Here is a 15,218-nt window from a genome sequence, read left to right as displayed (position 1 = left end):
TTTAATATTGATTCCAACACTTGCTTGTATACTTTTATTTACTTGCTAACCGACATTTACTGCTTCTATTTCTGTTTCTTTATACTTTGCTTTTTTGCGTGCTAATTTTTTCAATGGTGGACATTTCTCATCGTTAAAGTAAGTGACTTGGCAGTCGAGACAATAGTGACACTCGCGCATATTGATCACGCCATTAGGGTCTATCGCTTGAATTTCACACTCTTTAGCACAGGTTTTACAAGGCTGACCACATTCAGGGCGACGACGTAACCAGCTAAATAAACGAATACTATTACTGGTTGATAATGCCGCGCCTAATGGGCACAAATAACGACAAAAGAATTTGCGATTAAAGATATTGATAATCAAGAGTACTGATGCATATAAAACAAATGGCCATTCTCGATCAAACTTTAATAAGAACGTTGTTTTAAAAGGTTCAACTTCAGCGAAATGTTCAGCCAGTGATAATGATTCCATCGACAAACCAAAAAGTGCTAATAGAATCAGATATTTAATGGCCCATAATCTTTCATGCACGGCCCAAGGTAATTCAAATTGTGGTATTTTTATGTAGCGAGCAAAGATATTCATCAACTCTTGTAAAGCGCCAAATGGGCACAACCAGCCACAATAAACCGCCCGGCCCCATAAAATCATGGTAACGGCTGCCGCTCCCCATAAAATAAATATAATCGGGTCGAGTAAGAATAAATCCCACGAAAAATCAGACATTAAGGCTTGTAAGAAAGTAAATACATTGACCACAGACAACTGGCCACCCCATGACCAACCAATAAAGACGACAGTAATAATCAAAAACAAATGACGGAAGTTGTGCATAAAAGTTGGGTGGCGTACCAATATATCTTGAAAAAACAAACTCATGACAACGATAGCAAGTAAAATAATCAAGATAATGACTTCAGCTTCTTTCTCTTGCCAAACTTCTTGAATCAAGGTTAACTCTGGCTCAGGATAAATAAGAGCTGGACGGTCAACATACTTATCTAATGTGTGATAATCGCCTTTGAAAGAGGTAAATAAGCTATCGACTGCGCCTAATTGGCGGCGAACAAGTAACTCCACCTGCCAATCAACACCGGGGTTAAACTGGTGCTCGGCACGGACAATAAATAATGACATTTCTTTAAACCTAGGTGCGCCAGCAATATAAAGATCAGTAACACGGTTATGATCTAAATCACGAAAGGCAAAGGCTTCGTTATTTTGTAGTATTTGAATACGATCAAAAATACCGCCACGCACATAACCCGACCCTTTATAAGAATAGCCATTTCCCAGCATAATAATGGCATGTTCACCCTCTTTAAGGCTTGCCATTAACCATTGATATTCACTATCGCCTAATAAGTTACGACCCACCGTTGGGATATCAGCCTGAGCAAAGTAAATTTCAGCAAACAGCTGTTGTTTCTGCTCTGCACTTGCTTCATCAACATGCTCAACTCTAGTCCCCGCAAACGCTTCATCAACTATTTTTCTATTTAAGGCTAATTTTCGAATGGAGCCGTCACCAAGGAGTCCTTGCCAATCAAGCTTTTGATAGACATCTGGGTATATTCTGGACATAGGTTGAATAATGTCTTGGCTAGCTTTAATAATACCTAAAGAACGAGCGACTTTTGTTGCCGCTTTAGTAATTGCTACATTCATCACCATGACAGTAACAGTTGCACCAGAAAGCCCATCGATATGAATAACGCCTTCCTTGTTATTCCCACCGACCTTTAATCTGTCACTGACGTTTAAACCATTATATTGATCAGCAAATTCATACAGTTTACTTTCAGGGATGCCAGCAAGAATAATAGGTTCATGATGCTCTAGAACTTTAGCTCCCAAATAAACACCTGCTGGGCTAATGGCGACTAACATATTGACTGGCTCACCAGAATAAGCTGGCATTTTAGCTAAGTCGTTTGTTTCAAAAGCATAGCCAATAATGTCTTTGTCTTTATATATGGTCCAAATTAACGGTTCACCTTGCTTATCTGATATTGATGTTGCTTCTGGGAATATTTCATGGATAAGTGGAATAGGGTCTTTAGGCGGGCTAACAAACAAAGCTTGTGCAGGCATTACTACAGATAAAAATATCGAAAGCATTAATAGCAAACTGTTAATTTTAGATGTCTTTACTCTATTCTTAGCCATGACTTAACATTCTTTTATTTAATTTTAATTCAGTAAACCTAAAGGTACTACTGCGACAATATGTCGCATATATTACGCTCACGGTTAAACAGTGATCTGATGTAGATCAATAAACAAAAGAAAAATAACCCTCCAAAATATAGGGTTAAAGAAACATTAGTATCAGGAAAGGTAACAACTAGCGTCGTAGAATATCTGCAGTGGCTGTAGAGTGATAACGGTGGTGTTTCAATTTAGGTAATCGATAATCGAGCTTAGTTTAGGGGCAGAGCTCTACTGGCAGCGGATAATAATGACGATGGTGGTTATGGCAGCAATGGTGTCATTACTCGCAATACTAGCAATACTAGCAATGCAGAATAAAAGTCAGTTTAGAAGCAGAACTCTACTGGCAGCAGATAAAGTCGACAACTAGTATCACTATCGTATATTGATATCTGGTGTAGTATTAATGTCGCCATCTTCGCTTATAGTTGCTGGTGTACCATTTTTTAAGACAAGAACAGCAGTACTGCCACTCGATGTAAACCGGGTAAAGCGGAGTTCATAGCCATATTTAGTTAAACTTAGTGCAGCAAAACGTTGAGCTAACGTTAATTTTTTCCAATTATTATCAGATTCAAACTCACTGTCATCAAAATATTGTCGCCGTTCGATTAAATTATTTCTCTCGGGTTTATTTTCCATAGTGCGGCTCAATACTGTATTTAATATTTGGTTCAACAAAATAACAACTCGACAACTTTAATGAGTGGGATTTATCGGTTAACAACCTTAACTCGACACTTAAATTAAGCACAAATTATTCCAAGATTAAAATACTGTTCTTTAACAACAAATTGGAGATAAAGCATTCTGTACTTACGACTAGATTTAGCGTTAGTGTAAAAAAAATTGACGAATAATTATTAAGCAATTATGCTGGATTTTATTACTGAGATAATAAATAAAAGTCATTATGATTTTAGCGTAAAACACCTGACTCTTTAATGCACTGATAAAAAAGCCAGTAATAAATACTGGCTTATACATAGGTTATAAATATGTGAGGTTATTTTACTGTTACTTTAGCAAATTTACGTTTGCCAACTTGGTAAATAGCCGTAGTCCCCGAAGCAATACGTAACTTGCTGTCGGTAATTTTTTCACCTTCAATTTTAGCCGCCCCTTGCTTAATCATTCGCATGGCATCTGAAGTACTCGCTACTAAGCCCGCTTCTTTTAGTAGGTTAGCAATAGCGATGTCACCACTGTCATCGGCTATCTGAACTAATTTATCCTCAATTTCATCAGGCATTGCGCCTTTTTGAAAACGATTAATAAATTCTTGATGTGCCGCCTCAGCCGCTTCATCATAATGAAAACGAGCAATTAACTCTTTGGCTAAATCGATTTTTACATCGCGAGGGTTCATTCCTTCAGCAATTTTTGTTTTATAGCCAGCAATTTCTTCCATTGGCTTAAAACTCAACAGTTCATAATAGCGCCACATCAATACATCAGAAATAGACATTATTTTACCAAACATTTCTGTTGGGCTATCCGTTATACCAATATAGTTATTAAGCGACTTAGACATTTTCTGTACACCGTCTAACCCCTCTAAAAGAGGCATCATTAAGACCGTTTGCGGTCGTTGCCCCTCTGATTTTTGTAATTCGCGCCCCATTAACAAATTAAATTTCTGATCAGTGCCACCTAGTTCAACATCAGCCTCTAAGGCTACAGAATCCCAGCCCTGAACGAGAGGATACATAAACTCATGAATGGCAATAGATTGACCGCTGGTGTAACGTTTTTTGAAATCATCACGTTCCATCATACGGGCAACCGTCTGACGAGATGCCAGTTTTAACATACCAGCAGCGCCTAGCTTATCCATCCAGGTAGAGTTAAAAGCAACCGTTGTTTTAGCTGGGTCTAGAATTTTAAAAACTTGTTCTTTATAAGTTTCAGCATTTGCCAGCACGTCTTCTCTTGTTAACGCTTTACGCGTAACATTTTTACCGGTTGGATCACCTATCATGCCAGTGAAGTCGCCAATTAAGAAAATAACTTCATGGCCAAGTTGTTGAAACTGACGCAACTTATTAATTAATACCGTATGACCTAGATGTAAGTCTGGTGCTGTAGGGTCAAACCCTGCTTTAATTTTTAGTGGCTTTCCCGTTTTTAATTTTTCTAGTAATTCACTCTCTAGCAAAATTTCTTCTGCACCACGCTTAATTTCAGCAAACGCTTGGCTGACATCAGTCATCGACTTAGCTCCAAAAAATATAATCATAATTTATTGCTCGATTCTACTGCAATAATGCCTTGGGTGAAAAGCCTTAAGTTAATATTTAGGGCAATTGTTCTATTTTTTAATTATTGCAGCTTGTTTTTCAAGGAAGAAGTGCCGCTGAGTCCCCGAGATCACTCACCTTTACGGTAATTAAATTTTACTCAAGGCTATTTTTTGATATAGTAAACGATAGCTATCGTATTAAGATACATGAAATTAGGTTGTAGTCTGTTGAAAAACATAAAAAAATTCTATTTACAGTTACCAAAACCGCATAGGGTAATTATTAGCTCATTCAGCATAATTGTGTTGTTGTTACTCCTTATTCCTTCGGAAAAGGCAACAGCCAGTCGTCAATTGACAGATACGTCACTAGAAATAGGTAAACGTTACGCATTAGCTTTACCTGAAGTTGAAGTTGAAGATATCTCCTTAGACACGCCTGCTAGCAATATCGAATCATCAATAAATAAAGAAAATATAACGGCACCTATTAACAGTGAAGAAGAGACACTAACCTGGAAAAAAGCAAAAGTACGCAGTGGTGACTCTCTTGCCAAAGTATTTAAACGCCTTGGCTATAGCGCGAGAACAACATACGACGTGAGCTCATCAAAAGGTGACTACAGTAAATTATTGAAAAAAATTAATGTTGGTGATGTCTTTCATATAGGCCAAAACGCAGCAGGAGAGCTAGCAGTACTGACCTACTCTTTATCAAAAACAGAAACCTTATATGTAAAACTAATTGATGATGGCAGTTACCAATCAAGTAAAGAAACCAAAACGGTAGAAATTCGAGAAACTATTGCCCACGGTGTTATAAAAAGTAATTTTTGGAATGCTGGTATTGAATCAGGTTTAAACGATGCACAAATAATTAACCTTGCTAATATTTTTGGTTGGGATATCGATTTTGCCTTAGATATTCGTGAAGGGGATAGTTTTCATGTTGTTTTTGAAAATCGATATGTCGATGGCGATCATATAGGTACAGGTAAGATTCTTGCCGCTGAATTTATTAATAAAGATGATCCTTTTCAAGCCATTCGCTTTACAGACGGCGAATATTATTCTCCTGATGGCAGAAGTATGCGCAAAGCTTTTTTACGTGCGCCGGTAAACTTTAGGTATATTAGTTCAAATTTCAAACCAAAGCGTTTTCATCCTATTCAAAAGCGCTGGAAAGCTCATCGTGGTACTGATTACCGTGCAAATAAAGGTACACCTGTTGTAGCTGCAGGTAATGGGAAAGTGACCCATTCAACCTATAACAAATATAATGGTAATTACGTATTTATTCAGCATGGTAATGGCATTGAGACTAAATATTTACACTTTTCAAAAAGAAATGTTAAAAAAGGGCAACGGGTAAAGCAAGGTGACGTTATTGGTTATGTCGGTTCAACTGGCATGTCAGAAGCATCACATTTACATTATGAATTTTTACTTAATGGCGTACACCGTAATCCAAGAACGGTAAAGTTACCTGATGCTAAACCCATTAATAAGAAATATGCTGCTGAGTTTTCGGTATTATCAAGCCAACGCTTAATGGAACTTTCAGGCTCTAGACAAGCTTTGTTGGCGATGCAGACGCATTAACCCTCTTTAGCCCAATAATAATTAGCGAGTATAAATGACAAAAGCTACGTTTTATATTGGGTTAATGTCTGGCACTAGTGCCGATGGCATTGACTTAGCCCTTGTTGACTTTACTAGTGGAAGTGCCGAACTAGTTGCTAGTTATTATCAAGCATATGACAATGTCACTCGACAAAAAATCACTGAGCTTTATCTACCCAATCATAACGAAATAGACAGAGCCTTTTCACTTGATATTACTCTTGCCCATCAATTTAGTGAGGCAATAAGTACACTATTAGACAAAGAAAACTTAGTAGCTACTGATATTATTGCTATTGGTAATCACGGTCAAACCATTCGACATCGCCCAACTCAAAGCTCTGCTATTGAAGCGCCTTTTACTTTACAAATAGGCTGCAATCAAACGTTAGCGGTATTAACCGGCATTAGAGTTATTGGTGACTTTAGAACAAAAGATATCGCCTTAGGTGGACAAGGTGCTCCTTTAGTCCCTGCATTTCACCAATTTTTATTACCTGCCACTGAAAAAGAAACATTTCTAGTGAATATAGGCGGTATAGCTAATATCACTTTTTTGCCTAAAAAAAACTCGTCCAAAAGTGTATTAGGCTTTGATACCGGCCCAGGGAACGCTCTTTTAGATGCATGGTGCTTTGAACACTCAGGAAAGAGATTTGACAATAACGGCGACTGGGGAAGCTCTGGAACGATTAACCAAGCACTATTAATACAATTACTAAGTGATGACTACTTTTTGTTATCAGCCCCCAAAAGTACTGGCCGTGAATATTTTACCTTGCAATGGTTAGCGCCCTTTCTCACCCCATTACAAATAAGCGCTGTCGACGTACAAGCAACTCTCACCGCCTTAACTGCTTGTTCTATAGCCGCCGACATTAAAAAAACATCAAATTCAGCAGATGTATATTTATGCGGAGGAGGAATCGATAATAATTTTTGTTATAAGCTTATAAAGCAAGAGCTTAACAACTTCAATGTTAATAAGGTACATTCACTAAAGCTGAATAATAACGCACTAGAAGCAATGGCATTTGCTTGGCTCGCATTCGCTTATGACAAAAAAATCTATGGAAATATCCCAGCAGTAACAGGGGCTAGAAAGTCAACAGTACTCGGTTGTGAGTTTTTTGCCTAATTCACTCTAGACCTAAGTAACTTTATCTTTATAATAAAATATTACCTGTTTAAGTAAACATGCTCATTTAGCAGATTAATTGAACTAAACAATCTATTGTAAATCTGAATAACATAGGGTTTATTTATCAATGTCAACACAGCAATTTAGGCGAGGAGGTTCAATGGAATTTCATGATATTCATATTGGTATGAAATGCGGTAGTAAAAAAGGTAGTGGTACAGTCACCTGGATTGACGGTTCAACGCGCACTATTTATATGGCAAATACAGAAGAAAACAATAGCTTTGAAGTGGACTTTGAAGAAATCATAGAAGACCCTCAAGCACATAATAATACTGACGCCTATTATTAATCACTATGGTGACCCATTACATAAAATAAAAAGCCTCTTTTTAAAGAGGCTTTTTATTCGATAATAAACTTTTATTTCAATAGGTTAACCGCCAACCTTCAAATTGGGTAAGTTAGTATTTGCAATCGTCGATAATACAAGTGAGACCATAAAAAAGAAGAATGTTGTTGCCCCTATCGTCGCTCGAAACACCTCATCATTGTTCTCTGAAAACGTTAAAACTCCGCCAAAAACCATGGCAAGCATAAAACAAATAATGCCAGTAACCTTAGCCAATTTTTGTAAAAAACCTTTTTTGGTTTGTGTTAACTCTGTAGTTATTTCTTTGCTTGTGCAATTTTCGCCATTTTTATGTGCTGACATCGTAGAACTCTCCTCAATGATCAATAACCGTATAATAAAACAACACGTTGATCATAATTAAACACCGCCATTTTTTGTTAAATATAACGGCTAAATATTACATTTTAAATTGTGATAATTGCTGATTAAGCTCGTAAGCTAACTCGAGTAACTGTTCACTTATCTCTTTACCACGTATCGCATCTTTACTTGATTTTTCTGCAACGTCACTAATATTGACAACATTGACATTAATTTCGTCAGCCGCTAAATTTTGTTGCTGTGCTGCACTAGCAATTTGTGTGTTTAAATCATCAAGCTCTGTTATTTGCGACGTTATTTCCACTAATAAACTGGCTACATTCGTTACATCTTCTGCCTTTTCATTTGCCTGCTGACTAACATCATTCATAGAGTTAACCGCATTACTGGCATCGACTTGTAATCCCCTAATCGTTAACTGGATTTGGTCAATAGACTCTCTGGTACGCGTGGCTAATGAGCGCACTTCATCGGCAACCACTGCAAAGCCTCGCCCTTGCTCTCCGGCTCTTGCTGCTTCAATAGCGGCATTCAATGCCAATAAATTGGTTTGTTCGGCAATACTGGTTATTACTTCTAAAACACCTCCTACTTCATGAGTTTTGTCGCTTAATGCAGCTATCATAGCGGTATTATCAATTACCTTATCACGCAATAAACCAATGCCATCTTTAGCATTTTCAACTAATTCCAGGCCTTGCGTTGCTTTTTCTCGTACCGACAGTGAATTCTCAGCGGCGGTTTGAGTATTACGATGTACTTCACTCGCAGATGTATCTAGTTCATTAATTGCAGCGGCTACAGAGTCGGTGCCGTTCTTTTGTTCAAGCACAGCCGCACGCATTAAATTCGATATTTCATCAACACTTTTTGCTGAAACAATTAATTTGTCTGTTGTTGATGAGATGGATAAAAAACTTGTTCTAAATTTTTGCATCATGCTATTCAATGCCACACTTACTGCACCTAATTCATCATCATGATGTACTTTGATTTCTTTGTTCAAATCTAAATTATGTTCTACATCGTTAATGGTTTTTCTAAGCCGTTTGAGGCGACTAAAAATCAATTTTTTTATGGTTAAACTTAATAACCAAAAGCTAACAACAGTGATAACTAACTGTAGGATCGCTGCTTGAGTTATAGAACTCATAATTTGCTGGTCAACTTTAGACAGATCATAGGTCACCTTTACCGCGCCTAATATTTCATTTTCTTTGACTTGATGACAGGTTAAACAGTTAGTGCCACGGTAGTCTGAACTGGCACGAATAGGCGAAATAAAACTCATCATTCGCTTACCGTCACGTTCAAAAACATCAAACGCTTTAGTGCCGTTTATACCTTGTTGTTCAAAATTACCGACCGCTTTTTGATCAGCAAAACCGTCACCAAAAATAGCCGTTAAAGCAGGCGCTCGAATAATACGTGCCTCAACAATTTCATCTTGGCTCTGTATTTTATTTTGTATTAACTGACGATTTACTATTGTCCCGGTTAACATCATAGTATTCACAGAGTCAAAATAATTAAGTGCTAAACTTTCTAGGTTACGTTCAACAAAATTTTCACTGAGCTCTTTTTCATCATAATAAAAGAATATGACTGTGGTACTTAAGAACGCTATTGCGATAAGTACTAATGCAGCATTAATCTTTACTGCCAATGATAGTGTAGAAAACATTGTGTTCATGAACCCGATAGTTAAAAGTCATTAAAGTGTAAATTATTATCATAATAAAACTTTGATTTACTTTAACAATCGAGCATATATTTTTATCTGTTTTTGATAAAACCAACCATTTTATAACTCATCTCTTTACTTATTTATTATCTTCATAGATCGAGGGCAATTGTAGAAATGGAATAAACATGGAAACCGTTAAATACAATCGGAAACTGGAATGATTACGTTTAAGCGCAGTATCTGCCACAAAGCGGTCTAAATTTACGAATAAAAATCATCCTTCATAACGATCACTTTGATACGATTGCTTACATAAGCCTTGGCTTATCTCAGTGTAACTATTTCGACAACTAATTAGCTAAAAGGATAAGCTTTGTTAGTATGAATTATTGTTCAAGCTATAAAACTGAGGATTAGTGGTGTTGAATATTAAGTTAAAGTGCTTGAAAAGCTCTACGCATATGTCATAGCAAAGGATTAAGAATTCTATGGTGATAGTTTACTGATGAAACTACCTAATTTACCAACCACCAGAAACAAAAAAACACCAATCATGACAATTGATGTTTTCTATAATCAAAACTTAAAAACTAGATTAAGATTGTTTCTTAAATCTACGTGCTGCTAACCCCATAACACCTAATGCAAAAATAGCAAGACTTGTAGGTTCTGGTACGCTGGTTAAGTCACCATTTATTACAAGATTATCGAACCCTGCATTGTTACCATTCCCTTCACCACTACCTGTTAATCTAAGAATGTAATCATTGTTAGCTAAAAGAAAATATCCCTCAAGATCTACGCTAACGTTATGACCGTTAACATTGGTGAATGCACCATTATTGGCAAATATATCATCAAGTAAAGTGAATTCTTTTAGAAAGATATTAGATGAATCAAATAGTGATACAGCAATATCTAGATTTCTTTGAACGTTTTGAAAGTTACCTGAGTTGTTAAATATATAAGCATCTAATGTTAGAGACGATAAGGATATATTATTTTGATATAGCAAATTCAATGAAATATCTACAATCCAATCTCCTTCGTTAGAAAGGTTACGGTCTACAGCAAACTTGTTTTGTGAGTCAGTTGTATCAAATAAGTTATAGTCAGCAGATAAATCACCTGGTGAACTTAAGCCATCTAGAATCCAATCGAGATTTGATGCCGTATCTCCAGCAACAGTTCGATTATCAAAATCTGTCGATGCAATAATTCCAGCATTAGCGCTACTAGCTAACATTATCAGTCCGGCTACAGCCACTTTTAAAAATTTATTTTTCATTTGTATTGCCTTTTAATACCTTGTCCACTAATTTTGGTAGGTAAATGCTAAAATAGTAATCAATCAACCCACTTTATTGCAGTAAACACGCCAACTTTATAAAGATCAATATTTTCAGTGTTTTGGTTGATAATGTGCATTTTAATATAATTACATTGTAAAGTAATTCGACACAAATAAACTTATCAACCACTTAATTTAATTGAAAAATATTAACAAGTAATCATTTTAAGTAATTTAAATTCACATATGTAATAAGATGGTCAGATATTGGTGGCATGACCTGAATTGTGTTGATGATTGCTCTACTTCCACTTATGACTATCAGTTGCCCTAAAGAATAAACAGTAGTTAACGTCAACAATGCCGACTTTCCTGACTGTAATACTAAAATATAATCATAATAAGAAACAGACAGTTCGCGTTTGAATAGATCAGATAAGGCGTCTTTTTTGTTGCAGAAAACTTTATAAAGCATCTAATGAAAACATACCAACAGAGTCTACTTTTAGTCAAAGCATCAACAGATAAACAACGTTACCAGCAGGTTTGCCTGAGCGCTAACAAAACTTAGCTTGACGTAACATTATATTAAGGCCAGTACGCTTCAATGTTGAATTGAAAGTATTACCAATCTTAAGGTTTGCTTGTTCAAATAGATCAGCCGTTAGTGATGATAAGTTTAAGATGTTTGTGGCAGAATTCATTCGATGTCTCTTTTGGCTTTTTACGTTGTCTAGTTAACAAGTATTTACCACATTGAGACATCACTTATTTAAAATCATCGTCTTATTATCATTGTTTTATTATATTTGAATCCCGAAACTTGAGTTGATTTTATACAAAAATGTTTAGTTGTTATTTTAAACTTATCATACGACCTTTTTACGTTGCTCTGCTAATCCCATGGCGAGTATAAAAGGGTTTTCCTTTTGCTGTGCTATAAAATTAGCTTTGCTTTGTAAATTAAGCCAATGATGGCTGATCAAACTCTGCGCTACTGCGCCACCTAAGGTAGCACCTGGGCCCAGAATAATAAGCTTATCGGGCGCAAACTCTTTAATGGCTACCTCTATCGCTTTTGAAAAGTTATAAGGTTCTACCACTTGTGTATTAAGCGTGTAGTTATGTAATTGCTCAACATCGCAACTATAAGGTTGCCACACTTGCCCTAAGCCATCAATTAATGGTATTTCAGGGGCATTAAACAGTTGTGCTGGCAATAGTTCCACCGCCCGCTTTGAAACATCACTTAGCAGCGGCGTATGAAAAGCCGCATGGTTAAATAAATTCATTGGATAACGGTCTTGCACCACAGGCAGTAACGCTTCTAACGCTTTCAAACCGGCCTTATTACCACCAAATACTATATAACCACCTAAATTAATCGAGACATAAACTTCACATTCACTTTGTTGATTTGCTTGTGCTAACCATTGCATAACCTTGTGTTCTTGCTCTCGCTCAATATTCCACTCATCGTTAATGATTGGATATATCATTTGTCCGCCAATCACACCTTTTGTCATCATCGAGCCCATGGTATTAATTAGCTTAATAGCTTGTTTGGGCTTCAATGCGCCAGCAACCGCTAATGCTATATACCAACCCATGGAGTTGCCAGTAACCGCGACAATGTCGAACTCGTCTTTATTAATGGCTTGATAATCTGATAACGCACAAGCATAAATAAGTGCCGAAGCATTTTCACCAGCAGTATGGGTACGCATACTGTAATTTTCCATACCATCAAGTTCAGAAACTTTCATTTGCCCTTGGCTGTCGCGAAAATCATCAATTAGAGAAACTATTTCGGTTTTATCGCTATGCAAACGCTGTAAATATCCTAGTTCTTCTTTATTGTAGGTACCTCGGCCAGGGCAAATAACTACCGCTCTTTGCTTTTTCTTATTCATGGATTTTACTAGCGCTTTATCGGTATTTTTTATTGACGAACTCATTGGCAAATCTCCTTCGCAGCATCGACAATATTATTAACCGATGGTAATACCTCATAGGCTGCAGCGCCTAGAGGAATAAAGCTATCACTGGCGGTAACGCGTTTTATTTTAGGACATTCACTTGTTTTCTCATGAATTAAAGTCACTAGCGCTTCACTAATTGAGCCCGTTTGACGACATTCATCAACAATAAGCACATGCTCACAATCATTCACTTGCGCCAAAATACCTTTTTCATCTAATGGTGCTAACCAACGTAAATCAACAACACGTGCATCAATACCCTGCTCTGCTAATTTTGCTTGTGCTTGGCGCGATAAATAATTGCCATTGCCATACGTTAAAATACACAGTTGTTTACCTGAGCCAGCAACCTTAACGCCTAAATCGATACTGCTGTCTGCCAATTCAGGAGGCTGATACTCAAAGGTCCATAAACCATCACCTTCTTGGTGTAGGTCTTTCGCCATGTACAACGCTATTGGCTCTAAAAATATCACCATACGTTGTTGCTCTTGCGCTAAACGCACACTAGCGCGCATCATTTCAACTGCATCGGCACCATTTGACGGACAAGCGATGATTAACCCTGGAATATCGCGAAAAACGGCAAAAGAGTTATCATTATGAAAATGACCACCAAAACCTTTTTGGTAGGCCAAACCCGCAATGCGGATCACCATGGGATTAGTAAATTGCCCATTTGAGAAAAACGGTAATGTCGCCGCTTCGCCACGAATTTGATCTTCAGCGTTGTGCACATAAGCTAAAAATTGAATTTCAGGGATAGGTAAAAAACCGTTGTGCGCCAAACCAATAGCGGTACCTAAAATCGTTTGCTCATCTAACAAGGTATTAATCACCCGGCTTTTGCCAAAACGTTCACATAACTTTGCCGTAACGTTATAAACGCCGCCTTTTTTGCCAATATCTTCACCGCACATAACAATACTGGGATATTCAGCCATCAAGTCCATCAATGCCCAGTTAATCAATTTTGCTAAATGCTGTTTTTTAGGTAGGTTATGTTTCTCATGTTTAAAAATTTCTGCGCGAGTTTTATCGCTAACTAACACCGAGCTTCGTGCTTTAGTAACGTTAGGTATAATGCTTGCCATTACGGCATCAGCACTGGTCAGTTTTTCCTTGCTAGCGGCATTTTCAGCAATAACCTCAATGCGCTTTTCAACGTCTTGATAAATATCGATTAGCTCTTCAGTCGTTAAAATATTGTTTTCTAAGATAATGCGCGCGGTGTGTAATAAAGGATCTTGAAACTCTGTTGCCGTAATGTCAGCCATATCACGGTAAACAAACTCAGCATCAGAGCCCGCATGCCCCAAAATACGCACAGTGCGGATATGTAAAAACACGGGTTTACGCAATTCTCGAGCAATTCGCTCTGCTTCTTTTGCGGTTTTATAGGTATCTAAAATATTTAAGCCATCACAATAGAGGTAAGTTAAGCCGGCTCTATTTTCATAATTAGCGGCGATCCAGCCTTCCGGTGTAGCCGTTGAAATACCAATACCATTATCTTCACAGACAAAAACAATTGGCATAGGTATAGACTGATAAGCTGCCCAAGCTGTGCTGTTAATTGCCCCTTGTGTAGTGGAGTGATTCGATGAAGCATCACCAAAGTTACAAATAATGACGCCATCGTCTGGGATCTCACCTTTATGCGCTAAACGTTTTGCTAACGGAATGCTATATGCAGCGCCCATCGCTTTAGGCAAATGCGACGCTATGGTACTTGTTTGTGGTGGAATAGAGAGCGCTTTACTACCAAGCACTTTATGACGACCGCCAGAGATAGGGTCATCTTTTGATGCAGCAAATGACAATAGCATGTCATATAAAATCGTTTGTCCTGGTACTTGCTTACTTCGCTGAATAACAAACGCACCGCTGCGATAATGCAAAAATGCCATATCTGTCGGACGAAATGCCTTAGCATAAGCAGCATTACCCTCATGACCTGAGCTACCAATAGTATAAAAACTTTGACCTTTTTTCTGCATCACACGTGATTGCAAATCAAGGTGGCGACTCATTACTTGGGTTTCAAATAGATCAATAACTTCAGCTGAACTTAATCCAACATCACTAGGAGTTAAAGCACAAGTTGATTCAGGCAAAGTTTGGGCGCGAACAAAGTTAATAAAGTTTTCTTTCACCAGCTGATTACGATCAGACATGATATCTCCACGGGGAATTATTATTATTATTGTGGTTTAAAACTAATGCTATAGGGCTACATAAAGCATCAAAAAAAGCATAAATAAAAGGCGTATCAAATACGCCTTATTCAGTG

General features: G+C 37.3%; 11 protein-coding genes. 3 read left to right on the top strand and 8 right to left on the bottom strand.

Going from position 1 to position 15,218, the window contains the following annotated elements:
* Window positions 1–45: 45 nt before the first annotated feature.
* From nosR to tyrS, 3 genes are all read right to left on the bottom strand, one after another.
* On the bottom strand, window positions 46–2,178 hold the full coding sequence (gene nosR, locus H4J56_RS15510) for a transcriptional regulator NosR (RefSeq protein WP_182216761.1): 2,133 nt from the start codon (window positions 2,176–2,178) through the stop codon (window positions 46–48).
* Window positions 2,179–2,598: 420 nt separating this feature from the next.
* Entirely contained in the window at window positions 2,599–2,865 is a 267-nt protein-coding gene (locus tag H4J56_RS15505; RefSeq protein WP_070375611.1) for a hypothetical protein, read from the bottom strand.
* A gap of 364 nt (window positions 2,866–3,229) precedes the next feature.
* On the bottom strand, window positions 3,230–4,435 hold the full coding sequence (gene tyrS / locus H4J56_RS15500; RefSeq protein WP_182259582.1) for a tyrosine--tRNA ligase: 1,206 nt from the start codon (window positions 4,433–4,435) through the stop codon (window positions 3,230–3,232).
* 237 nt (window positions 4,436–4,672) lie between these two features.
* Here tyrS and H4J56_RS15495 point away from each other — a divergent pair, with 237 nt between their 5' ends.
* The 3 genes from H4J56_RS15495 to H4J56_RS15485 all read left to right on the top strand — a co-directional run bounded on the left by H4J56_RS15495 (window position 4,673) and on the right by H4J56_RS15485 (window position 7,581).
* Window positions 4,673–6,067: an OapA family protein gene (locus H4J56_RS15495; RefSeq protein ID WP_182259573.1), complete on the top strand. Its 1,395-nt coding sequence runs from the start codon at window positions 4,673–4,675 to the stop codon at window positions 6,065–6,067.
* A 34-nt stretch (window positions 6,068–6,101) separates the two neighbouring features.
* A complete protein-coding gene (locus H4J56_RS15490) occupies window positions 6,102–7,226 on the top strand; it encodes an anhydro-N-acetylmuramic acid kinase (RefSeq protein WP_182259572.1) in 1,125 nt (374 codons plus the stop codon).
* A 163-nt stretch (window positions 7,227–7,389) separates the two neighbouring features.
* Window positions 7,390–7,581 carry a hypothetical protein gene (locus tag H4J56_RS15485; RefSeq protein ID WP_070375607.1) on the top strand — a complete coding sequence of 64 codons (192 nt, stop codon included), beginning with the start codon at window positions 7,390–7,392 and terminating at the stop codon, window positions 7,579–7,581.
* An 84-nt stretch (window positions 7,582–7,665) separates the two neighbouring features.
* On the opposite strand, the gene H4J56_RS15480 is transcribed toward H4J56_RS15485, so the two are convergent.
* From H4J56_RS15480 to H4J56_RS15460, 5 genes are all read right to left on the bottom strand, one after another.
* Window positions 7,666–7,944: a hypothetical protein gene (locus tag H4J56_RS15480; protein WP_182216753.1), complete on the bottom strand. Its 279-nt coding sequence runs from the start codon at window positions 7,942–7,944 to the stop codon at window positions 7,666–7,668.
* Window positions 7,945–8,041: 97 nt separating this feature from the next.
* The gene (locus tag H4J56_RS15475) at window positions 8,042–9,649 is read right to left on the bottom strand and encodes a methyl-accepting chemotaxis protein (protein ID WP_182259571.1); all 1,608 of its coding nucleotides are present in this window, start codon (window positions 9,647–9,649) and stop codon (window positions 8,042–8,044) included.
* Window positions 9,650–10,247: 598 nt separating this feature from the next.
* Complete coding sequence (locus tag H4J56_RS15470; RefSeq protein WP_182259570.1) at window positions 10,248–10,940, bottom strand: PEP-CTERM sorting domain-containing protein; 693 nt, start codon at window positions 10,938–10,940, stop codon at window positions 10,248–10,250.
* Window positions 10,941–11,812: 872 nt separating this feature from the next.
* Entirely contained in the window at window positions 11,813–12,901 is a 1,089-nt protein-coding gene (locus H4J56_RS15465) for an ACP S-malonyltransferase (protein WP_182259569.1), read from the bottom strand.
* The gene (locus H4J56_RS15460; RefSeq protein WP_182259568.1) at window positions 12,898–15,102 is read right to left on the bottom strand and encodes an alpha-ketoacid dehydrogenase subunit alpha/beta; all 2,205 of its coding nucleotides are present in this window, start codon (window positions 15,100–15,102) and stop codon (window positions 12,898–12,900) included. The genes H4J56_RS15465 and H4J56_RS15460 overlap by 4 nt, the downstream gene beginning before the upstream one ends.
* Window positions 15,103–15,218 lie beyond the last annotated feature (116 nt).

Source organism: Colwellia sp. BRX8-4, from assembly GCF_014077345.1.
GTDB lineage: Bacteria > Pseudomonadota > Gammaproteobacteria > Enterobacterales > Alteromonadaceae > Colwellia_A.
This window is presented reverse-complemented; position numbering and strand designations above follow the sequence as displayed.

Coding starts and splice junctions, on each gene's coding strand:
- tyrS (WP_182259582.1), bottom strand. CDS start 4,435: ATGACTGATGTCAGCCAAGCGTTTGCTGAAATTAAGCGTGGTGCAGAA.
- H4J56_RS15460 (WP_182259568.1), bottom strand. CDS start 15,102: ATGTCTGATCGTAATCAGCTGGTGAAAGAAAACTTTATTAACTTTGTT.
- H4J56_RS15475 (WP_182259571.1), bottom strand. CDS start 9,649: ATGTTTTCTACACTATCATTGGCAGTAAAGATTAATGCTGCATTAGTA.
- H4J56_RS15490 (WP_182259572.1), top strand. CDS start 6,102: ATGACAAAAGCTACGTTTTATATTGGGTTAATGTCTGGCACTAGTGCC.
- H4J56_RS15480 (WP_182216753.1), bottom strand. CDS start 7,944: ATGTCAGCACATAAAAATGGCGAAAATTGCACAAGCAAAGAAATAACT.
- H4J56_RS15470 (WP_182259570.1), bottom strand. CDS start 10,940: ATGAAAAATAAATTTTTAAAAGTGGCTGTAGCCGGACTGATAATGTTA.
- H4J56_RS15495 (WP_182259573.1), top strand. CDS start 4,673: ATGAAATTAGGTTGTAGTCTGTTGAAAAACATAAAAAAATTCTATTTA.
- H4J56_RS15505 (WP_070375611.1), bottom strand. CDS start 2,865: ATGGAAAATAAACCCGAGAGAAATAATTTAATCGAACGGCGACAATAT.
- nosR (WP_182216761.1), bottom strand. CDS start 2,178: ATGGCTAAGAATAGAGTAAAGACATCTAAAATTAACAGTTTGCTATTA.
- H4J56_RS15485 (WP_070375607.1), top strand. CDS start 7,390: ATGGAATTTCATGATATTCATATTGGTATGAAATGCGGTAGTAAAAAA.
- H4J56_RS15465 (WP_182259569.1), bottom strand. CDS start 12,901: ATGAGTTCGTCAATAAAAAATACCGATAAAGCGCTAGTAAAATCCATG.